Source organism: Pseudoclavibacter sp. RFBA6, from assembly GCF_002931575.1.
Taxonomy (GTDB): domain Bacteria; phylum Actinomycetota; class Actinomycetes; order Actinomycetales; family Microbacteriaceae; genus Pseudoclavibacter; species Pseudoclavibacter terrae.
In genome coordinates, this window is record NZ_PSUA01000011.1 from 259,298 (window position 1) to 280,280 (window position 20,983).

Consider the following 20,983-nt stretch of genomic DNA (forward strand, 5'->3'; position numbering starts at 1 on the left):
TCCGCCGACACTCCGACGCGCGTCGGGGGCGGATGCGCTGCAGGCGGAGAAAGCGCCAGGACGCTACACGGTCCGGTCGGAGAACCCGGCCGTTCGCGCCTGCTCCACGATCCTCGGCAGGACGTCGAGGAGTGAGACGATGTCGGCGTCGCCGGTCGACGCGCCCAGTGTGAAGCGCAGCGCGCTCAGCGCCGTTCGCTCGTCCAGGCCCATGCCGAGCAGGACATGCGATGGCTCGGCGATGCCGGCCTGGCAGGCGGAGCCGGTGGAGACGGAGAACCCAGCCATGTCGAGGAGGAAGAGCAGGGAGTCGCCCTGGCAGCCGTCGAACGTGGCGTGCACGTTGCCAGGCACCCGTGCCCGCACGTCGACTCCTGCGTCCTGGAGGACGCCGTCGATCGGGGCGCCGCGCAGCTCGGCGCCCGGGATCCGCGCGAGGCCATCCGCCAGACGGTGCGCGAGCGCGTCGAGGCGGGCGCCCTCCGTGTCCATTCGCGACATCGCCGCGTCCGTCGCAGCTGCGAACGCGAGAGCGGCCGGCACGTCCTGGGTGCCAGAGCGCACGCCCCGCTGCTGCCCACCCCCGTGGATGAGCGCCTCGACGGTGTGTGCGCGGGCGAGCGCGAGCGCGCCCATGGCCACCGGCCCGCCGATCTTGTGCGCCGAGACGCTGAGCGCGGCAACGTCGAGATCCCGCAGCGAGACCGGGATGTGCCCGAAGGCCGCGACGGCGTCGACGTGCACTGGGATCCCGTGCTCGGCCGCCAGCGCGGCGAGCGAGCGGACCGGCTGCACGGAGCCGACCTCGTTGTTGGCGAGGATGACCGTGATGAGCGCCACGTCGTGCGCGTGCTCGCGCATCCGCTGCCCGGCGACCTCGAGGTCGACGACGCCGATCTCGTCGACCGGCAGCCAGTCGACGACGGCCCCCTCATGGGCGGCGAGCCACTCGACGGCGTCGACGGTCGCGTGGTGCTCGCCTCGAGGTGCCATGATTCGGACACGAGCCGCGTCCTGCTGCCGCCTCGCCCAGTACAGGCCCTTGACGCCGAGGTTGATGGCCTCGGTGCCACCAGATGTCAGGACAACCTCGATCGGGTCAGCACCGAGCGCCGCGGCAACGCGCTCCCGTGCCCCTTCGAGCAGCCGCTTCGCGGCCTGCCCGTGGCCATGAATCGACGACGGATTCCCCGTCAGGTCCAGGCCGGCGAGGAGCGCCTCCCGCGCCTCGCGGACCATCGGGGTCGTCGCGGCATGGTCGAGGTAAACGGCCATTACACTCCCCGCCCTGCCCTGGATACGGGCATTCTCGACATAGACTTGCGCGATCCGTGCGCACCAGAGCGCGCACGCACACGGTCCGTGCAGCCGCCGTGCGGCGCCGACCATTCAATTCGAACAGTTTAGGCCTCATGCTCGACTCACAGACCCGCTCCGACCTCGGCGTCACCCACCATCAGGGGATCGCGCGCCTCCGCGTGTTCTCGGCGCACGCATCCGCGATGACCCTCTGCCTCATCGACGCCGACGGCACCGTCACGCGAACCGTCGAGATGGCCAGCATGCCCGGCGGCATCTGGCAGGCCGAGTGCGACGAGCTCGTGAACGGCCAGCGATACGCGGTGCGCGCAGACGGGCCGACGACCGGCACCAGCGCCTTCGACAAGCACCGACTGCTCGTCGAGCCGTACGCCAGGCAGGTCTCGAATGTCGGCACCGTCGCCGTGCCCATCTGGACGGCGCAGGTCGTCGAGTCTGAGCCGTTCGACTGGGGAACCGTGCGTGCGCCCCTGCTGCCGCTGCGCGATGTCGTCGTCTACGAGGCGCACGTCAAGGGGTTCACACAGCTCGCCCCGCACATGCCGGACCACCTGCGCGGCAGCTACGCGGGCCTCGCGCACGAGGACACGATCGCCTACCTCCAGTCCGTCGGCATCACGGCCGTCGAACTGCTGCCGGTCCACGCGTTCGCCTCCGAGTCGTTCCTTCGACGCCAGGGCATGGCGAACTACTGGGGCTACAACACGCTCGGCTTCTTCGCCCCGCACGCCGACTACGCCTCCCCCGGCGCCCGCGCCGCGGGCCCGCATGCCATCTCCCGCGAGTTCAAGGGCATGGTCAAGCACCTCCACGCCGCCGGCATCGAGGTCTACCTCGACGTGGTCTACAACCACACGTCCGAGGGCGGCCGTGGCGACGAGACGTCCATGTTCCGCGGTCTCGACAACGCCACCTACTACCGCCACGACATGCACGGCAACCCCGTCGACCAGACCGGATGCGGCAACTCGCTCGACACGTCTGAGGCGATCGTGCGCGAGCTCATCATCGACTCGCTCCGCTACTGGGTCGAGGAGTTCCGCATCGACGGCTTCCGCTTCGACCTCGCGGCGACACTCGGACGCAACGCGCACCACGCCTTCGAGCGCCACCACCCGCTGCTCGAGGCCATCGTCAACGACGAGCGCCTCTCGGACACGAAGCTCATCGCCGAGCCGTGGGACGTCGGCATGGGCGGCTGGCAGACGGGCAACTTCCCGGAGGACTGGTCTGAGTGGAACGACAGCTTCCGCGACCACGCCCGGTCGTTCTGGGTGCGCGACATCGCCGAGGCGCGCAGCTCAGGCGTCCACCCCGAAGGTGCTGGCGCCTTCAGCACGTCGCTCGCCGGCTCCTCCAACATGTTCAGCGATGACCGCGGCCCGCTGGCCTCGGTGAACTTCGTGACCGCGCACGACGGCTTCACGCTGCGTGATCTCGTCTCCTACAACGTCAAGCACAATCTGCAGAACGCGGAACTCGGTCGCGACGGCACCGGCGACAATCGCTCGTGGAATTTCGGAGTGGAGGGGCCGAGCGAGAGCAGCAGCATCGAGACGCTGCGCCGCCGCTCGATGCGCAACCTGCTGAGCACGGTCCTCCTGAGCGCGGGCGTCCCCATGCTCACAGCCGGCGACGAGGTCGCGAGGTCGCAGAAGGGCAACAACAACCCCTACAACCAGGACTCGCCGCTCACCTGGTTCTCCTGGGACCTCAGCGAGATCCAGCTGGCTCAGCTCGCGCACACGCGGCGACTCATCGAGCTGCGGGGGAAGCACCAGGTGCTGCGCCCGAGCAGCTTCAACCACGGGCACGCGCTCAGCGAGCACGGGACGAGGCGACGGTGGTTCGACGCGCTCGGCAATCCCATGGGCGACGGCTCATGGCAGGGGCCGGGCGGCCGCACCCTGCAGGTGCTGCTCGACGCCTACATCCCCGAGGCCGACGCCGACTTCACGGGTGACGCGGTCCTCGTGGACGGCGAGCGGATGCTCGTCGACCGGCTTCTCCTCGTCATCCACGGCAGCGAGGATGACGCGGCGCTGCGGGCTCCCGCCGTCGACGAGGTCACGGGCTACCGTCTGCTCTGGGATTCGACGCACGAGCACCCAGACGAGGCGCTCAGCTCGAGCCGCGTGCTGGTCCCAGGACAGCTCTCCGGTCTGGCGGGTCCCTCGGTGCAGGTGTACGCGGTGGATGTGGAGCACGCGCACCACCACATCTGATCGGACACCGTGCGGGACGACGTTCACATTCCGTGACACGCGGACAGCCCCGTTGCGGGTGGGTGTTGGTAGCGTTCGGTTGTGGCAACGACACCAGCGTCAGAAGACCAGATTCCACCGAGCCGCCCGCGTCGGGCGACCGCCAAGCGAGTGAGCGCGTCGGCGACGGCTGCCCCGACTCCGGAGGCGGCGTCGGCTACGAGCGAGACCGCCGCGTCGACCGGCGAGCCAGCGCCGGTCGTGCAGGCTCCCGCCAAGGTGACGCGTGCGCGCAGACCGAAGGCGCCGGCGGCGAAGCCCGCGGCCGCAGCCGCCGTCGCGACGGCGCTCCCGCCGACGGGCGACCAGTTCCCCGGCTCCGGGTACGTGCCAGCGATCGGGCGCATCCCGATCCTCGACCTGCAGCCGCAGCTCGTCGACAACCTCTTCCCCACGAAGGGATACGTCGGAGACGTCGTCCCGTTCTCCTGCGTCTCCTTCCGCGAGGGGCACGACATCATCGGCGTCGAGCTCGCGCTGACCGCACCTGGCGCACAGCCGGATCGCATCCGCATGCGCCCTGGCCCCAAGGGCACCGATTCCTGGCTTGCCGAGGCGCAGGTCACGGTGGCGGGCACCCACGAGTGGTGGATCGAGGCCTGGAACGACGACTTCGCCACCTGGCAGCACAACGCGGAGATCAAGATCCCCGCCGGCATCGACGTCGACGTCATGCTCGAGCTCGGTGCGCAGGTCGTCGACCGCGCTGCCACCAACCCCGAGCTCACCAGCCATCAGAGCGCCGTGCTGCGGGATGCGGCGACCGCGTCGCGCTTCACGTCGCGTTCCGCGTCCTTCCGTCTCGCGTCCCTCCTCGCCGACGACGTGCTCGAGGTCATCGAGGCGCACCCCGTGCGCTCCCTCGTGACGAGCTCCGCCAAGCGCAGCATCCAAGTCGACCGCGCCCTCGCCGGGAACGCGGCCTGGTACGAGTTCTTCCCGCGGTCGGAAGGGGCGACCCAGGCGGCGGACGGCAGCTGGACCTCCGGCACCTTCCGAACCGCAGCCGAGCGGGTCCCCGCAGTCGCCGCCATGAACTTCGATGTGCTCTACGTGCCCCCGATCCACCCGATCGGCCGCACCAATCGCAAAGGCCCCAACAACTCGCTCACGACAGAACCCGGCGACCCCGGCTCGCCGTGGGCAATCGGCGCCGCAGAGGGCGGGCACCGCGACATCCACCCCGACCTCGGCACGGTCGAGGACTTCCGGTACTTCGTCAGCGAGATCGAGAAGAGCGGCATGGAACTCGCCCTCGACCTCGCGCTGCAGGCGACGCCTGACCACCCCTGGGTCGCCGAGCACCCGGACTGGTTCACGCAGCTGCCGGACGGCAGCATCGCCTACGCCGAGAACCCGCCGAAGAAGTACCAGGACATCTACCCGATCAACTTCGACGGAGACCGCAACGGCCTCTACGCCGAGGTCCTCGAAACAGTCGAGTACTGGATCGAGCTCGGGGTGAAGATCTTCCGGGTCGACAACCCGCACACGAAGCCGCTGCAGTTCTGGGAGTGGCTCATCCACGAGGTGAACGCCAAGCACCCGGAGGTCATCTTCCTCGCCGAGGCATTCACCCGCCCGGCCATCATGCACGCGCTCGCGAAGGCAGGATTCCAGCAGTCCTACACGTACTTCACGTGGCGCAACACGAAGACCGAGCTCGAGGAGTACCTCACCGAGGTCTCGAAGGAGTCGAGCGATTTCCTTCGCCCGAACTTCTTCGTCAATACCCCGGACATCCTCACCGAGTACCTGCAGCAGGGCGGACGGAACGCTGCCAAGATCCGCGCCATCGTCGCGGCCACCTCTTCGCCGCTCTGGGGCGTCTACGCCGGGTTCGAGCTCGCGGAGAACGTGGCCCGTCCCGGCTCGGAAGAGAACATCGACAACGAGAAGTACGAGTACAAGCAGCGCGACTGGGCCGCCCAGGAGGCGAGCGGCTACTCGCTCGCCCCGCTCCTCACGAAGCTCAACGAGCTGCGGCGCGCGAACCCGGCACTGCAGCAGCTGCGCAACTTCGAGGTGCAGTTCAGCGATAACGAGAACGTGCTCGTCTTCTCCAAGCACCTGTCGGCCGAGTACTCCCCAGACGGCGTCTCCAACACGGTCATCGTCGCGGTGAACCTCAACCACTCCGGCATCGAGGAGGCGACGGTCTACATCGACCAGACCAAGTTCGGCTTCGCGGCCGACACGGAGTTCGGCGTGGAAGATCTCCTCAGCGGGCACGAGTGGATCTGGGGCGGCGCGAACTACGTGCGCCTCGACCCCTCCACCCTCCCTGCGCACATCCTGCGCGTCAGGCACTCGGCACTCTGACCCGTCGTTCGGCCGCGCCCGAGGCGCGGCCGAACGATCTCGAGAACGGAAACACCATGACCGACGAACTCCAGCCAGCGGCCCCAGTGACGACCAGCATCCCCGATGGTGAGCTACGCGCAGTCGCCGACGGCACGCACTCGGGACCGCACGCGATCCTCGGGCAGCACCTGCAGGGAGACGGGCGCACGGTCATCCGCGCGCGACGCCCCCTCGCCGAGCGTGTGACCGCGATCCTCACCTCGAGCGGCGAACGGGTCGAGCTGCACCACCTCGCCCACGGCATCTGGCAGGGCGCACACGAGCACGGCCTCGACGACTACCAGATCGAGACGGTCTACACGGACGGCGTTCCCCACACGGTCGACGACCCGTACCGGTTCCTCCCCGTCGTCGGGGAGGTCGACCAGTTCCTCTTCGGTGAAGGTCGCCACGAGCGGCTCTGGCACGTCTTCGGCGCCCACCACCGCGAGCACTGGGGCACCCACGCACCCGTCCGCGGCACCTCGTTCGTCGTCTGGGCACCGCACGCCCAGGCAGTCCGGGTCATCGGCTCCTTCAACGGCTGGGACGGGCGAGCCCACGCGATGCGCCGCCTCGACGCCCTCGGCATCTGGGAGCTCTTCGTGCCCGGCGTCTCGCCGCACGAGACCTACAAGTTCCAGATCCGCACCGCGTCAGGCGAATGGGTGGAGAAGGCAGACCCGCTCGCGCTGCACGCCGAGCAGCCACCGCAGACCGCATCCGTCATCGCGACCCCCAGCACCTACGAGTGGGGCGACGGCGACTGGATGAGCGCCCGCGCGCAGAAGGACCCGCACACGGGCCCCATGACCACGTACGAGCTGCACGCGATGTCCTGGCGGCCTGGCCTCGGCTACCGCGAGCTCGCCGACCAGCTCGTCGAGTACCTCGACGGCCTCGAGTTCACGCACGTCGAGTTCATGCCGCTCGCCGAGCATCCTTTCGGCGGCTCGTGGGGCTACCAGGTCACCGGGTACTATGCGCCGACGTCGCGCCTCGGCTCGCCAGACGACCTGCGCTACCTCATCGACCGACTGCACCAGGCTGGCTACGGCGTCATCATGGACTGGGTGCCAGGGCACTTCCCCAAGGACAGCTTCGGCCTCGCGGAGTTCGACGGGCAGGCGCTCTACGAGCACGCCGACCCGCGCCTGGGCGAGCAGCTGGACTGGGGCACCAAGGTCTTCAACTTCGGCGACTCCCAGGTGCGCAACTTCCTCGTCGCCAACGCGCTCTACTGGCTGGAGGAGTTCCACATCGACGGGCTCCGGGTCGACGCCGTGGCATCCATCCTGTACCTCGACTACTCGCGCGAGGAGTGGGTGCCGAACATCCACGGCGGACGCGAGAACCTCGAGGCCATCGCCTTCCTGCAGGAGGTCAACGCGACCGCCTACAAGCTCTACCCGGGCATCGCGATGATCGCTGAGGAGTCGACGAGCTGGGCCGGGGTGACCAAGCCGACCGAGTGGGGCGGCCTCGGCTTCGGGCTCAAGTGGAACATGGGCTGGATGAACGACAGCCTCCGCTACGTCGAGCGCGACCCGATCTACCGTTCGCATCACCAGGGCGACCTGACCTTCTCGTTCGTGTACGCATGGAGCGAGCGCTTCCTGCTCCCCATCAGCCACGACGAGGTCGTCCACGGCAAGGGCTCCCTGTACTCGAAGATGCCGGGCGACGAATGGCAGAAGCTCGCAGGCACGCGCCTCTTCCTCGCCTACCAGTGGGGCCACCCGGGCAAGCAGCTGCTCTTCATGGGGCAGGAATTCGCGCAGCAGACCGAATGGAGCGAGTCCCGCGGCCTCGACTGGTGGCAGCTGGACAACCCGGGCCACGCCGGTGTGCAGCGGCTCGTGGGCGACCTCAACCGGCTCGCGAAGAACGAAGGCGCGCTGTGGCAGCGCGACGACGACCCCGCCGGCATGGTGTGGCTGAGCGGCGACGACGCGGCCAACAGCGTCCTGGCATTCGCGCGCCGCGGCTTCGACGGAAGCCCCGACGTCGCGATGATCTTCAACTTCTCGAACCAGGTCATCAGCGGCTACCGCCTCGGACTGCCGCACGCCGGTCGCTGGTCCGAGGTCCTCAACACCGACGCCGAGACCTACGCGGGATCGGGTGCAGGCAACTACGGCTCCGTCACGACCGAGGAGACCCCTTCGCACGGGTTCGCGCAGTCGGCCACCGTCACCGTGCCCCCGCTCGCCGCGGTCTGGTTCAAGTACGAGGGCTGATCGGCCCGCGCGCAGCGACGACGAGGCCCGGATGCGATCTGATCGCATCCGGGCCTCGTCGTCGTCTCGCCGCGACGTCAGAACAGCAGGTTCGTGAGCCTCGCACGTGCCGCGCCGACGCGCGGGTCGGCGACACCGACGACCAGGAACAGGTCGAGGAGGCGCTCGCGAACGGTCGTCTTCCCCTCGGCGTCGAGCTTCGGGAACAGCGTGAGGAGGCGATCGAAGGCGTCGTCGATGTGCCCACCCGACAGGTCCAGGTCGGCGACGTCCAGCTGCGCGTCGAGGTCGTCGGGCGCGGCTGCAGCGCGCTGCCGGATCTCTTCGAGCGTCTTGCCCTGGAGGCGCACGAGGAGCTGAACCTGCGCGAGACCAGCTCGAGCCTCGTCGTCGGCGGGGCGCTCAGCGAGAGCGCGCTCGTAGGCGTCCACGGCGGCCGCGTAGTCGCCGCGCTCGAGCGCCTCGAAGGCCTCCGCGTGCAACGGCGGCAGCGGCGGCGCGGCAGGCTCCTGCGCCTCCGCGTCGTCCTGCGGTGCCCCATCCACGGCGACATGGCCGGTCAGGCCCTGCTGGGCTGCGACCTGCAGGATCTCGCCGACGATCTGCGTGATCTGCTCCTCAGGCGGGTTGCCGGAGAACAGCTGCAGCGGGCGACCGCCGATGATGGCGATGACCTGCGGCTGCTGACCGAGCTGAGGGTGAGCATCCAGGTCGACGCGCACGAGCACGACCCGCCCCTCAGCCCCGCGGACGATCTTGGCGAGCACCGGCGAGAGCGCCTGCGCATCGCTGGACCAGGCCGCGTGCATCTCGACGATGACGGGCAGGAACTGCGAGAGCTGCATGAACTGCTCGAGCGTCTGCTCGTCGGCGTCGACCACGATGTCAGGCAGGGTCGCAACGGGCTCTCCGGCGGCGGGTGCGGCGGCCTGGCCAGGGGTCCCACCGGCCTGGGCTTGCGGGGCCTGACCCGCCGGAGCGCTCGCGCGCTGCACGAGCGAGGAGAGATCAACTGCTCCGTAGAGACTTGCTGGGTTGAGCGGTGGGGTTTCAGCCATAGGTAACCTCGTTCGCGTTGAGCTGGCGTGCGCCGGTCATGGTGTTGGCGAAGCCGAGCAATTGGACTGCGCCGCCTGTCGCTTCAGACGGCACGTAGAACATGAGCTGGTTCGTGTAGAGGGTCTCGAATCCCAGTGAGGAGGAGCTTGCGCCTGCCAGGGCCGCGGTGCGTCCCTGCACGCTGAGGGTCGCGAGCTGGGTACGCGCGCTCAGCTTCTCGACCTCCTCGATCGAGACGGCGACGATCGCCCCGCCGTCGAGCGTCTGCACACCGAATGGCGGGTCGTCGGTCGGCCGCGTCTGGAACTCGATGCGTGCGGCGTTCGCGTCGATCTCGCCGGAGACCGCCGCACGAGCCTCGGAGATCTGTGTGCGCAGCGAGTCGCCGTCAGGAGAGAACAAGGCGGCGAACTGGGAGCCGTCACCGTTGCTGATGACATCTGCGTAGGCCGCGGCGAGCTCCTCCGGTGCGATGACGAGCGGCTGCTCGAGTCCGTCGATGCCTGGGGCGCCGATCTCAGCCGGAGCGGCTTCCGGCAGCGTGACATCAGGGGTGAGCTGAACGATGGAGGCGACCTTGTAGGTGTCGCGCGCGCTGGACTGCGTCAGCATGATCCCGAACGGTGCCGTCGGGGTCTCTCCCCCGGCTTCGCGAACCACGAAGATCGACTTCGGCCAGGCGTCTGACGCCTGCGGAACGGCGTAGACGACCTCGCCAGTGGGGAACGCGACTGGGCCCGGGAGGGCGTTGTCTGCCGCTTTGGCCTGGTACTCGGCCGCTCGCTCCTGGTACGCGGCCTGCGTGAAGCGTGGCTTCAGCCCGTCCGGGTTGTTGGCGGCATCACCCTCCTGGGCGAGGCGCGCGGCGTCGTCGAGAATCTCGGTGAGCTGCTGCGCGTTCACGGCCGGGAGGGCTTCGCCCTCGGTGAGGAGCGCCTGGTCGATGGATGAGGTCGGGGTCGGGGTCGTCGGTGCGCTGGTGGATCCACCGAACTGCTCCGGCCACAGGTCGGCCGAGCAGCCGGTGAGGGCGATCGACCCGACGAGCAGCACCGGGATGAGCCTGAAGAGGCGCTTCGGGGCCTGGCTGCGGTCCCGCCCGCGGGGCCGGCGCCACTGCTGGGGCTCTGCGGCCGGCGCGCCGTCTGCAGAGGCTTCAGGGTTTGACCCGGAGGCGCCACCCGATGGCGGCTCTCCCGCATCCGAGGAGTTGTCGTCGTGCTCGTCCCCGTCATCCTTCGTGGATGGCTCGGGTCGGTCCTCGCCCGTCGACGCAGCCGCGGGTGCTGCCTCGGCGTGAGCGTCTGGCTGGGCGAGCGGAGCGGCGTCGACAGTCTCAGCTTCATGCTCGGAGGGCGTGGATGGGGCGCTCCAGCTGAACGGGTCGTCGACGGCCACCGGCGTTCCATCGGCCGCAGGTGCGGAGACAGGAACGGGAGCTTCTGCGCTCGGAGCCCGGAACGAGGGGAAGGCGGGTTCGTCTGTCTGGCGCGATGGCTCATCCGCAGCCGTGGGAGGTGCCCAAGCGTGGACGGGCTGCTGGTCTGCTGCGACGGCAGCGGAGCTCTCGTCTGCGGGCTCGGTCTGGTGGCCTTCGGAGAGCCTGACCGAGGCCGCGACGACGCTCTGCGATTGCTCGACCGGGTCCACATCCACGGCATCGAGCCCGTCGTCGGCGCTCGGAGCCGAACGCCCGAAGGCGAACGCAGGCGTCGTTGCGGCCTCGCCGACCGCGGGAGCCTCCGAGGAGACCTCCGGTTCGAGTTCCTCGTGAGCCTGGCGCTGGGGCTTGGAGCGCCGGCGCATGCTCAGCAGTGCCCAGAGCAGGAGGCCGAGGGAGATCAGCAGGAGCACTCCACCGCCGAGCAGGAGCGGACCGGCCATGGGCGCGCGTCCGTCGAGCGGCCAGGAGATGGAGACCTGGCTCGGCGCAGGCGACTCGCCGTCGGACTGCACGAGGAGCGCGAAGCCGACCGGCAGGGTCTGCTGCAGCTCGAGTTCGCCGTCACCCTCGTACTCCTGGAACCAGAGGTCGTTGCCGAGGATGCTCGGCGCTGTCGTCTCGTCAGCCGATGCCTCACCGGGGGTGAAGACCAGCGCGCCGCTCGTGTCGTCGAGCGTGACGATCTCGTGCTGGGTCGTGCCGACCCAGCCTGCGATGTCGGCCTGACGTCCGATCGCGACGCGGATGGGCCCGTCGCCGCTGATCGTGATGGTCTGCGTGCCGGCATGCTCGATGAGCGTGTCGCTCGGGATGACGAGCAACGGGGACTCCTGGGTCAGCGTTCCGGCCGCCTCGACCGAGTCGGCGGCCCTCGCTTCCGTGACCTGCAGCCAGCCGACGACAAGCAGCGCCGCACTTCCGAGGAATGCGATCGCGGCTAGGATGAATCTCACTGAGTGACTCCTTCTCGAGTGATTGCGCCGTGCATCGTTTGTGCGCTCGACGTGCTCCTCTCGCGAGGGTGCCGTCGTCGTCCATGTGGTTCATGGCGACTCTCGACCCCTCAATCTAACGCACCGTGTCCGCACTTCCCCTGGAATACGCCGGTGTCAGCCGGGAAAAGGGCCAAAGTCCGGTCTCGCGGAGAGCGAACCTCGAACTTTCCGAGCGGGTTCCAGCCGCCATTCCGTCCCTCATCAGGCTCCGTCACCCACCCGCCGTCTAGACTTCACCACGTGCGCACGCGGTGGTCGCGCACGTGCAACCTGACTCACGCGGAGGCGTTCTTGGCATTCGACGACATCAACTTCAACACAGCGATGCGCGGTTACAACCGCGAAGAGGTCGACGAGGTCATCAGGTCGCTGCGCACCCAGCTCGCCCAGGCCGGGAATCAGGATTCCGGCGCGAGCCGTGAGATCGCCGCCATGCGCACCCGCATCAAGCAGCTGGAGACGGAGCTCAACGAGGTCGGCAACCCCACGTACTCGGGGCTCGGCACGAAGCTGGCCGGCACGCTCGCGACGGCTGAGCAGCAGGCGCAGAAGCTCACCGCCGAAGCCCAGCGCGAAGCGGACAAGATCCTGAGCGAGGCCCACCGGAACGCCGCACGCATCCACCAGGAGGCGAACGACTACGCAGAGCGTGTCACTCGGGAGGCCGATGTGCGGGCTTCACGCGTCCTGAGCGACTCCCGCTCGGAAGCTGACAGCCTGCTCGAGAACGCGAAGCAGGAGGCCGACCTCACCCGCACCAACCAGGAGCGCGAGATCGAGACCGTCAAGGATCAGGTCACGACCGAGCTCCGCGAGCTGCGGCACTCCACCGACCTCGAGATCAGCGCGCTGCGCGCATCCGTCGACGAGGAGCTCGCGACCAAGCGCCAGGCTGTCGAGAACGAGATCGCGGAGTCCGCGGCGCGACTCGCCGAACGCCAGCGCGAGATGGACAAGGTGCGGGCCGACTTCGAGCGCGAGGCCGCCGCTCGTCGCACGCAGATGGAGCACGAGCAGGAGGCCGCGCGGCAGCTCGCGAAGGGTGAGATCGATGCACTCCGCGAGGGCTCCGTGCGGGAGCTCAACGCGAAGCGCACGGAGCTCGATGTCGAGCTCTCCAAGCGACGCAACGCGTTCGAGCAGCAGCTCGTCGCCGCCGGCCGGAAGGCGGAGGCCGCGGCGAAGAAGCTCATCGACGATGCCACCGAGCAGCTGGCCGATCTGAACCAGCGCAGCGAGCAGGTCCGCCGCGAGGCGGGCAAGATCATGGCGGATGCACGGCGCCGGGCGCAGGAGACGCAGGACCAGGCGGAGCGCAAGGCAGCCGATCTCCTCGAGACCAGCAACAAGCAGGCTCGCGAGCGCAACACCGAGGTGGAGCAGCACACGAAGAGCCTGCTCGACAACGCCGAGCAGCGCCTCTCCGAGCTCCGCGAGGAGCGCGACCAGGTGCAGAGCTACCTGGACCAGCTCAAGCGGGCATTCTCGCGCACCGATTTCAGCCTGCCGGAGGCGGACGAGCAGATCACGAAGCGTCCTGCAGAGGCGGCGCACGAGGCTCCGGCCTCGGGTGACGACGCAGCCGGGGCCGAAGCCCACGCGTTCGCGCTGTCCAGCGGCGGCGCGCAGCAGGAGTCGGACGCAGATGCGGAGGGCACATCGGACGACGCGGACGCGTCGGCGGACGAGGCCACCGATCAAGAGGCCCCGGTTGCTGCCCAGGCCGGCGGCCAGAACCGCGGCCAGACCGCCAACCAGAAGCGCGGCGCACCCCGCCAGCGCTGACCCGCGCGCGGCGCGAGCTGAGGCGGCACCGCGCGTCTAGAATCGGATCCCGGTCTCCGGCCGGGATCCGATCAGGGGGAACACCGCATGCGCATCGAGAATCCGTTCAGGCTCGGCTTCATCGCCACGATCGGCGTCCTGGTCGCCCTCGTGCTCGGCGGGATGATCGCCTCACTGAGCACGATCCTCACCTACATCGGCGCCGCACTGTTCCTCGCGCTCGGCTTCGAGCCGATCATCGCCTTCCTCGAGCGCCACCGGTGGCCGAGATGGGCTGCGATCATCTCGTCCCTCGGCGGTGCCGCGATCGCGCTGGGGCTCGTCGTCTGGGCCCTCATCCCGAGCATCTCGACGCAGGTCGAGCAGCTCTCGGCCCGCTACACGTCCATCGTGAACGACCTCGCGGGCTCGAATGTCATCGAGTGGGTCGACGAGCGCTTCCCTGATCTGCAGGCGCAGGAGTTCGTCACCGACGCACTCGAGTGGCTGCGCAACAACCTCGCCACCATCGGCGGTGGCGTGCTCGAGGTCGGCTTCGGCATCGTGAATGCCTTCTTCGGCGTGCTCATCGTCTTCATCCTCATGCTCTACTTCGTCTCGAGCATGAACAGCATCAAGCGCGGCTTCTACCAGCTGCTGCCGGCCTCTCGCCGGGCGCGCACGGCTGAGCTGACCGAGCAGATCACCGCGTCCGTCGGGAAGTTCGTGCTCGGTCAGCTGGCGCTCGGCCTTGCGAACGGCATCCTGTCCTTCACGTTCCTGTCGATCATCGGCGCTTCGATGCCTGCGGTGTTCGCGGTCATCGCGTTCCTCGGCTCGCTGATCCCGCTCGTCGGCACGCTCTCCGCATCGATCATCATCGTGCTGCTGCAGCTGGCGCTCATGCCCGTCGACAGCAGCGTCTGGTGGATGGCGGCCATCTACTACGTCATCTACATGCAGGTCGAGGCCTACCTCATCAGCCCGCGCATCATGAGCTCGGCCGTGCAGGTGCCTGGAGCGATCGTCGTGATCGCAGCCCTGACCGGCGGCACGCTGCTCGGCCTGCTCGGAGCCCTCGTGGCCATCCCGATCGCCGCAGCGATCCTCCTCATCGTCAAACAGGTCTGGATCCCCGCACAGAACGAGCGATAGCTCCGTCGGCGAGTTCGGGCGCACATCGAGGCGACGGCTCCTCGCGGGCCTATGATTCGAGGCGTGCAGAGCATCAAGTGCCCCCGTTGCGCGTCGCTCGTGATGCTCGAATCGCTGTCCTGCGCAGCGTGTGCGACACCCATCGCGTTCCACGACGAGACCCAGGTCTTCGTCGACGTGAGCGGCGGCCCCGTGCTCATCGAGGGCAGGCTCTGGCGCACATGCGGCAACCGAGACTGGCAGTGCAACTGGCTCGTGGAGGACGGGATCGCCACGGCATCATGCCTGTCATGTCGTCTCGTTCGCAGGCGCCCGGATCTCGACGACACGCTTGCGCTCGAGAAGCTCGCGGAGGCCAACGCGGACAAGCGTCGCCTGCTCGCGCAGTGTCTGCACCTGCGGCTGCCCATCGAGAGCTACGCGGAACGCGAGGGCGGCCTTGGCTTCGACCTGCTCTCCAGCCGGAGTTCAGGCCAGCGGGTGACGATCGGGCACGCGAACGGCATCATCACAATCGACCTGGCCGAGACACTGGATGCGCACCGTGAGGCGCTCCGCGTACGTCTCGGCGAGCCGTACCGCACCCTGCTGGGCCACTTCCGGCACGAGATCGGGCACTACTACCAGTCGATCCTGCTCGATGACGAGGTGCTGCTCTCCGAGTGCCGCGAGCTCTTCGGCGACGAGCGAGCGAGCTACCGTGAGGCGCTCGACCACCACTACCGGCTCGGAGCACCGGAAGGGTGGTCGGCGTCGTTCATCTCCGAGTACGCGACGATGCACCCCTGGGAAGACTTCGCGGAGACCTTCGCGCACTACCTGCACATCCTCGGCTCACTGTGGACGGCGGCTGCGTCGAACGTGCACCTGCAGCCGTCGACGACGCCCCTCATCGACTACACCGAGGAGCCCATCGAGCGGGTTCTCGCCGACTGGCACGAGGTCTCGCTCCTGCTCAACCGCTTCAGCCGGGCGATGGGCCAGAACGACCTCTACCCGTTCGTGCTGAACGCCCCAACCGAGGTCAAGCTCGGCTTCATGCACCGCATCGTGACGCGCATCACTCGCCGCTCGGCCACAACGAGCTGAGCGGAAGGGCAGCGGGGTTCGTGCGCTGCACGATCTCCGTCAGCACGCGCTTCGTCTGCTTCTCCCCCACCCACAGGTGCCGTCCCTCGTCGACGGGCACCAGCTCCAGGTTGGGGAGGTGGGCGATACGCTCCGCCGCCTCATCCGGCTTGAGGAAGTCGTCATGCTCCGGGACGACGAGCACGACGGGAATGGTCGCGTCCGCCCAGCGGTCCAGCTCGGTCTGACTCGTGCGGCGCAGGGGCGGGGAGAGCAGGATGAGCCCCTGGACATCGGGGTGCTCGCGGCCGTGCTTGAGCGCCAGCTCGGTGCCGAAGGACCAGCCGACGAGCCACGGGTTCGGCAGCCCACGCTCGCGGACGAACGTCATCGCCGCCTCCACGTCGGCTCGTTCCGTCTCGCCATCCCCGAACTCCCCGTCGCTCGTGCCGCGGGGAGACGTGGTGCCTCGAGTGTTGAAGCGGAGCACGGCGAGGTCCGCCTGGGCGGGGAGTCGAAGGGACGCCTTGCGGAGCACGTGCGAGTCCATGAACCCGCCGGCAGTCGGCAGCGGATGCAGGGTGACCAGTGTGGCGACCGGCGCCCGGTCGAGCGGCAGCGCCAGCTCGCCGACCAGCGTGAGGCCGTCGCTCGTGCGCAGCTCGATCTCCTCGCGGCGTGCGGGGAGTTCCGTGCCGCTCCTGATCTCGACCGTGGTGGCTTCCGTGGGGGTCTTCGATGCTTCAGTCACGCCATCCTCCAACAGTGGTTGTGCCAGTGGCGGCGCGCCGCCAGGGCTTGCTCGTCGCCGAGGATGCCCTCTGCGCGCCAGACGACGACGTGAGCGACGCCGGCTTTGACAGGGTTCGGGCAGCCGGGGCAGACGTAGTCCTTGACGGCTCGCACTGCGGAGATGGGCTGCACGGTGTATGGGACGCCACGGCGCACCTCGGTGCGCCGCCACCCGTCGCGCAGGTGCTCGAGCTCGTCAGCCGCCCCTGTGGCTCGATCCGCGGCGGCCTGCTGCCGCTTCGCCGCCCGCCCGCCCCTCGCTCGGGACGAGGATTCCCCGCCTTGGCGGCGGGAGCGGTTCGAGCGGGGCATGCCGACCATTCTAGGAAGTCGGCCCGCACCGGACCGACAGACAACGCCGCGTGACCCGGAGGTCACGCGGCGTCGTCTGCTGTGCGCTCGGGGCGCCGGGCGTCTCAGTACCAGTTCTTGGCTTCGGAGTGAGCCCAGGCGCCGCACGGCGTGCTGTAGCGCTCCTTGATGTAGTCGATGCCCCAGCGGATCTGCGTCGCGGGGTTCGTGCGCCAGTCGGAACCGTGGGTGGCCATCTTGCTGCCTGGCAGCGACTGCGGGATGCCGTAGGCACCGGACGACGGGTTCTCGGCGGCGGCGTTCCAGCCGGACTCTCGCTGCCACAGCTTCTCGAGGCACGCGAACTCGCCGGTCCCCCAGCCCATCGACGCGACGATGTTGGCGGCCACGGCCTTCGACGTGCCTGGATCCGGTGCGACGTAGTCGGGGCTGCTGTACGAGGAAGACGAGGAGGAGGATGACGACGACGAGGAGCTGGACTCCTCTTCAGTCGGCGTCGGGGTGGGAGTCGGCGTGGGCGTCGGGGTGGTCACGACGATGCCGGCAAGGTCGTTGCTGCGGGGTTCAGCGTTCGGGGCTGCGGTGCCCTCGTCAGCAACTGCTTCCTCGCCCTGAGCCTCGACTGCCGATACGAGGCTGACCTGGTATCCCTGAGCACCGGCAGCGGTGAGATCTGCGACGCTCGGCGCGATCGCCAGCGCCGGCGAAGCGCCTCCGGCGACGCCAGCCTGCAGGACGGCGGTGAGCGCCAGTGCACCGACTGCGGTGCTCGCTGCGATAGGGACGATGATCTTCGCCCGTGAGCGTCGTGCGGCTGTCGGACGCGCTGCTCGCGTCGAGCCGGTTCGCTGCAACGTGGTCATTGATCTCCCGGGGTTGGAACTAGGGACTCACCGAGGATAACGGAATGGTCACGGAATGGCAACGAAAGCGGCGTCAGCCGGTCGGGCACGCGCTGGCCGAGTTGCGACGCTGCGGGAGTCGCGCAAGGCTGACTGGCAGCCTAGTAGCAGCTCCACTGACCCCAGCCGGCCTTGGCCTGCAGCATCTTCGCGCGCATCGTCTGCTCTTCGACGGAGGCCTCAGATGGGAGGCCCGTCCCGCCAACGGACTGCCAGGTCGGGATCGAGAACTGGTAGAGGCCGTAGTAGCCGGCAGGGTTCACGGCGGCCGGGTTTCCGCCGGACTCACACTGCGCGATGCGCGCGAGCGTCGCATCCACGCTGGGGTCGGACGACACGTTCGCTTCTTCGTACGAGCTGCCGCCGGACGAGCTGGTGTCCGGCGACGGTGCCTTGGGCGCCGGAGCGGGCTCGGGCTCGGGCTCCGGCGTGGGGGTCGGTGTCGGCGTGGTCACGACGATGCTCGCGATGTCGCTCGTGCGGGCGTCGGAGGCCTGCGACTCATCGACTGCCGAGACGAGACTCACGGCGTATCCCTGTGCGCCCGCCACGGTGAGCTCGTCGACGGATGCAACGGAGAGCACCCCGCTCTCACCATCGTTCTGGGCGCCCAGCTGCACCGTCGCGGTCACCGCGAGGGCCGCGATCGCGAGCCCGGCCAGGGTCGGCACGACGACACGAGCGCCGATGCGGCGGCCGAGGCCGGCGGGCCGAGAGGCCCGGGTGGAGCCGGTGCGGATTTCAGTCGTGGTCATGCGGGTACTCCCAGGTGGTTCGCGTGTGCGCGGTCTTCAACTGCGGCGGTGCTGCGGCCAGGCCGAGCAGCTCCCCAGGACTCAGTAGGAGCCGTTGTGCTGGTTCCAGGCTGCGCAGGGGGTGCCCCACGCTCGGTCGATGTAGTCGATGCCCCATTTGATCTGCGTGATCGGGTTCGTCTTCCAGTCGGCTCCCATGGTGGCGAGCTTCTCGGCGGGCCAGGACTGGGGGATGCCGTAGGCACCGGATTCGGCGTTCTCAGCCAGGTAGTTCCAGCCGGATTCCTTCATCCAGAGCTTGTCAAGGCAGGACATCTGGTCGGGGCCCCAGCCGTACTGGGACTTGACCATCTCCTCGGTGATCTTCTTGAGCGACGCTGGATCGGTCGGCACGACGTCGATGCTGACTCCCAAGCCCCGGTCGTCGATGGCGGTGCCCTGCGAGGTCTCGCCTGAGACAGCCAGGACCGCGTACGCCTGAGCCTGCTCCTGCGACAGCTCCTGCAGGTTCGGGCCGATGGAGGCATCCGCTGAGGCGGTGGCTCCTGCGCCCGTGAGCGTCGTTACGGCGATCGCTCCGACTGCGACGACGCCGAGGGCCGCGGACCCGAAGATCGCGGCGCGGCGCTTCGCGCGCTGCTGTCGCCGCTGGCGCGCACGCTCACCGCGCGTTGCAGTGGGTTCCGGCATGGAGCTCCATCCGACGGGTCAAGGGGACCCGGCAATCGTAACGGGAAGGTCACGATTTGACAACGCTCAGGCCAAGTGGAGGTGCGAGGAGAACCTAACGAATCGCCAGCATGACATCGATGACCGCGTCGATGAGAAGGTCGACCTGCGTCTCCTTGTAGCCGTGGCGCTTCGGCGTGAACGCCACTCCCCTGACCTCGCGCAACGACATCGCCGTGCCGCCACGCAGGAAGTCGGCGAGACGACCCGAGAACTCGTCCACCTCTTTGACGTCGTACCCGCGCTGCAGGACGGAGACGCGGTCGAAGCGCTCACCGTCCTCGCGGCGCAGTCGCGCGAGCACCGCGCGGGCCGTCGTCTTGGTCTCGCGGAGGAAGACCTCCCGGCCGACACGCTCGATGTGCTCATCACGTTCGCGGATGGCGACGGCGTCTTCGAGACGCTCGAGCGCCGCATCCACGTGTGGGGCGGAGTACCCGCCCTTGCGCATCGTGAACGCCGTGTGGCGGATGCTGCTCGTGGACAGGCGCTTGCCCTGCGTGCCGTTGTCGAAGTTGTCGTAGCGCTGCCGGGCGACGCGGAATGCACGGTCGACCTCTTCGGCGTCGTAGCCGAGGGTGCCACGAGGTGCCAGAGGGAATGAAGTGCTGCTCACGCCGACCATTCTGCCGCATCGTGGGCGAACATGGCGCAGGCTCCCCGGCGGGGCACTACCAGAGCGTCGAGTCGGCGCTCCAGAAATACAGTGCGAAGGCCATAGCCCCCGAGGGGAGGATCGAGTCGATGCGATCGAAGAAACCGCCGTGACCCGGCAGCCAGGAGCTCATGTCCTTGATCTTCAGGTCGCGCTTGATCATCGACTCCGTGAGGTCCCCGGCGGTGGCCGTGATCAGGAGCAGCGGGCCCATGATCAGGCCGAACCACCACTGCTGGTCGAGGAGGAACAGGCTCACGAGGATGCCGACGACCACGGAGGTCAGCGCCGCACCCGCGAACCCTTCCCAGGTCTTCCCTGGGCTGATCTTCGGCGCGAGCTTGTGCTTGCCGAAGTTGAGCCCGAAGACGTACGCGCCGACGTCGACCGCCACGACGATGATGAGGAAGCCGAGCACCCACCATTGGCCGTCTTCCTGAGCCGTCAGGAGCACCGTGAACGAGCCCAGGTACGAGACGTAGATGAGGATCAGCGCAGCGGCCAGGAAATCGGCCCAGACCGCCTTTCGAGGCGGACGATCCCTGGAGACGGAGGCTTCGACGAGCCGCCACAAGGTGACGACCAGCACGCCGACCAGCAGCGCGATCCATTGACCGACGACCTCGAGGAAGTAGGCGGCCGGGATGATGGCGACCGCCGCGGCGACGAGCGGGATGCGCGGCACGTCGCGACCGGCTCCGCGCATCGCGCTCGCCAGCTCGATCGTCGCGAAGACGACCATGGCGATCGCGAACGGGATGAACAGCTCTTTGATGAAGATCAGGCTCGACAGCAGCAGCCCGCCGAGGACCACCCCGAACAGCACCGCGAAGGCCAGGTTGCGCCCGCTGCGGGCGTTGATCGCGTCGTTGCGCGCGCGCAGCTTGTCGCGTTGCTCTCGCACCTGCGTCCGCGCATTCTGGGCTCTCGACTCCAGGTCGTGGAGGATGTTCGCGCCGGTGTCACCGAGTCGCGACTGGGAGCGGAGCGGCGCCAGCGGCGGGGCCAGCTCACCGTCAGAGAGGGTGGGGAGCTCACGCGATGCCACCGGTTCCCCGACGACGGGCTCCGCGCCGCCCTCACCGGCAGCCGGGCCGAAGGCGCTGGACGCCTCATGCGCTTCGGACTCCGTCGCCGAGTCCCGGACCTCCGGGTCCGGACGTTCGCCGGGGTCCACCCCGTCACT

Annotated in this window: 16 protein-coding genes; 6 read left to right on the forward strand and 10 right to left on the reverse strand. The window is 68.7% G+C overall.

Annotated elements, in window-relative coordinates; all coding sequences use genetic code 11:
- Window positions 1-63: 63 nt before the first annotated feature.
- The gene (locus C5C17_RS09700) at window positions 64-1,275 is read right to left on the reverse strand and encodes a cysteine desulfurase family protein (RefSeq protein ID WP_104253175.1); all 1,212 of its coding nucleotides are present in this window, start codon (window positions 1,273-1,275) and stop codon (window positions 64-66) included.
- A gap of 137 nt (window positions 1,276-1,412) precedes the next feature.
- On the opposite strand from C5C17_RS09700, the gene glgX reads away from it, so the two are divergent.
- From glgX to glgB, 3 genes are all read left to right on the forward strand, one after another.
- Window positions 1,413-3,545 carry a glycogen debranching protein GlgX gene (gene glgX / locus C5C17_RS09705; protein ID WP_104253176.1) on the forward strand — a complete coding sequence of 711 codons (2,133 nt, stop codon included), beginning with the start codon at window positions 1,413-1,415 and terminating at the stop codon, window positions 3,543-3,545.
- An 81-nt stretch (window positions 3,546-3,626) separates the two neighbouring features.
- Window positions 3,627-5,906 (forward strand): alpha-1,4-glucan--maltose-1-phosphate maltosyltransferase, encoded by a 2,280-nt coding sequence (locus C5C17_RS09710; RefSeq protein ID WP_258066134.1) that lies wholly within the window; start codon window positions 3,627-3,629, stop codon window positions 5,904-5,906.
- A 56-nt stretch (window positions 5,907-5,962) separates the two neighbouring features.
- A complete protein-coding gene (gene glgB / locus C5C17_RS09715) occupies window positions 5,963-8,167 on the forward strand; it encodes a 1,4-alpha-glucan branching protein GlgB (RefSeq protein WP_104253177.1) in 2,205 nt (734 codons plus the stop codon).
- A 77-nt stretch (window positions 8,168-8,244) separates the two neighbouring features.
- Here the strand turns inward: glgB and C5C17_RS09720 are convergent, their stop codons facing one another.
- Entirely contained in the window at window positions 8,245-9,225 is a 981-nt protein-coding gene (locus C5C17_RS09720; RefSeq protein WP_104253178.1) for a tetratricopeptide repeat protein, read from the reverse strand.
- A complete protein-coding gene (locus C5C17_RS09725; RefSeq protein ID WP_104253179.1) occupies window positions 9,218-11,623 on the reverse strand; it encodes a hypothetical protein in 2,406 nt (801 codons plus the stop codon). The genes C5C17_RS09720 and C5C17_RS09725 overlap by 8 nt, the downstream gene beginning before the upstream one ends.
- Window positions 11,624-11,956: 333 nt before the next feature.
- Between C5C17_RS09725 and C5C17_RS09730 the strand changes: the two genes are divergently transcribed.
- The 3 genes from C5C17_RS09730 to C5C17_RS09740 all read left to right on the forward strand — a co-directional run bounded on the left by C5C17_RS09730 (window position 11,957) and on the right by C5C17_RS09740 (window position 15,673).
- On the forward strand, window positions 11,957-13,450 hold the full coding sequence (locus tag C5C17_RS09730) for a DivIVA domain-containing protein (protein WP_104253180.1): 1,494 nt from the start codon (window positions 11,957-11,959) through the stop codon (window positions 13,448-13,450).
- 87 nt (window positions 13,451-13,537) lie between these two features.
- Window positions 13,538-14,584, forward strand: a complete 1,047-nt coding sequence (locus tag C5C17_RS09735; protein WP_104253181.1) for an AI-2E family transporter — start codon at window positions 13,538-13,540, stop codon at window positions 14,582-14,584.
- Window positions 14,585-14,647: 63 nt separating this feature from the next.
- On the forward strand, window positions 14,648-15,673 hold the full coding sequence (locus C5C17_RS09740) for a putative zinc-binding metallopeptidase (protein ID WP_258066137.1): 1,026 nt from the start codon (window positions 14,648-14,650) through the stop codon (window positions 15,671-15,673).
- Here the strand turns inward: C5C17_RS09740 and C5C17_RS09745 are convergent.
- The 7 genes from C5C17_RS09745 to C5C17_RS09775 form a co-directional block, all read right to left on the reverse strand.
- Window positions 15,645-16,403: an alpha/beta hydrolase gene (locus C5C17_RS09745; protein WP_104253183.1), complete on the reverse strand. Its 759-nt coding sequence runs from the start codon at window positions 16,401-16,403 to the stop codon at window positions 15,645-15,647. The genes C5C17_RS09740 and C5C17_RS09745 overlap by 29 nt on opposite strands.
- The gene (locus tag C5C17_RS18930) at window positions 16,400-16,756 is read right to left on the reverse strand and encodes a hypothetical protein (RefSeq protein ID WP_258066139.1); all 357 of its coding nucleotides are present in this window, start codon (window positions 16,754-16,756) and stop codon (window positions 16,400-16,402) included. Before C5C17_RS18930 ends, C5C17_RS09745 begins: the two co-directional genes overlap by 4 nt.
- 104 nt (window positions 16,757-16,860) lie before the next feature.
- On the reverse strand, window positions 16,861-17,619 hold the full coding sequence (locus C5C17_RS18770; RefSeq protein ID WP_219820497.1) for a transglycosylase SLT domain-containing protein: 759 nt from the start codon (window positions 17,617-17,619) through the stop codon (window positions 16,861-16,863).
- 140 nt (window positions 17,620-17,759) lie between these two features.
- Window positions 17,760-18,413, reverse strand: a complete 654-nt coding sequence (locus tag C5C17_RS09760; RefSeq protein WP_104253184.1) for a transglycosylase family protein — start codon at window positions 18,411-18,413, stop codon at window positions 17,760-17,762.
- Window positions 18,414-18,494: 81 nt separating this feature from the next.
- The gene (locus tag C5C17_RS09765) at window positions 18,495-19,103 is read right to left on the reverse strand and encodes a hypothetical protein (protein WP_104253185.1); all 609 of its coding nucleotides are present in this window, start codon (window positions 19,101-19,103) and stop codon (window positions 18,495-18,497) included.
- Between the two features lie 94 nt (window positions 19,104-19,197).
- Window positions 19,198-19,758 carry a DivIVA domain-containing protein gene (locus C5C17_RS09770; protein WP_244296327.1) on the reverse strand — a complete coding sequence of 187 codons (561 nt, stop codon included), beginning with the start codon at window positions 19,756-19,758 and terminating at the stop codon, window positions 19,198-19,200.
- A 55-nt stretch (window positions 19,759-19,813) separates the two neighbouring features.
- Window positions 19,814-20,974: a phosphatidate cytidylyltransferase gene (locus C5C17_RS09775; RefSeq protein ID WP_258066143.1), complete on the reverse strand. Its 1,161-nt coding sequence runs from the start codon at window positions 20,972-20,974 to the stop codon at window positions 19,814-19,816.
- Window positions 20,975-20,983 lie beyond the last annotated feature (9 nt).

What these genes read in the sequence shown, in the direction of transcription:
- C5C17_RS09700 (WP_104253175.1), bottom strand. Translation starts at nt 1,275, where the DNA reads ATGGCCGTTTACCTCGACCATGCCGCGACGACCCCGATGGTCCGCGAG.
- glgX (WP_104253176.1), top strand. Translation starts at nt 1,413, where the DNA reads ATGCTCGACTCACAGACCCGCTCCGACCTCGGCGTCACCCACCATCAG.
- glgB (WP_104253177.1), top strand. Translation starts at nt 5,963, where the DNA reads ATGACCGACGAACTCCAGCCAGCGGCCCCAGTGACGACCAGCATCCCC.
- C5C17_RS09720 (WP_104253178.1), bottom strand. Translation starts at nt 9,225, where the DNA reads ATGGCTGAAACCCCACCGCTCAACCCAGCAAGTCTCTACGGAGCAGTT.
- C5C17_RS09735 (WP_104253181.1), top strand. Translation starts at nt 13,538, where the DNA reads ATGCGCATCGAGAATCCGTTCAGGCTCGGCTTCATCGCCACGATCGGC.
- C5C17_RS18930 (WP_258066139.1), bottom strand. Translation starts at nt 16,756, where the DNA reads ATGCCCCGCTCGAACCGCTCCCGCCGCCAAGGCGGGGAATCCTCGTCC.
- C5C17_RS18770 (WP_219820497.1), bottom strand. Translation starts at nt 17,619, where the DNA reads ATGACCACGTTGCAGCGAACCGGCTCGACGCGAGCAGCGCGTCCGACA.
- C5C17_RS09760 (WP_104253184.1), bottom strand. Translation starts at nt 18,413, where the DNA reads ATGACCACGACTGAAATCCGCACCGGCTCCACCCGGGCCTCTCGGCCC.
- C5C17_RS09765 (WP_104253185.1), bottom strand. Translation starts at nt 19,103, where the DNA reads ATGCCGGAACCCACTGCAACGCGCGGTGAGCGTGCGCGCCAGCGGCGA.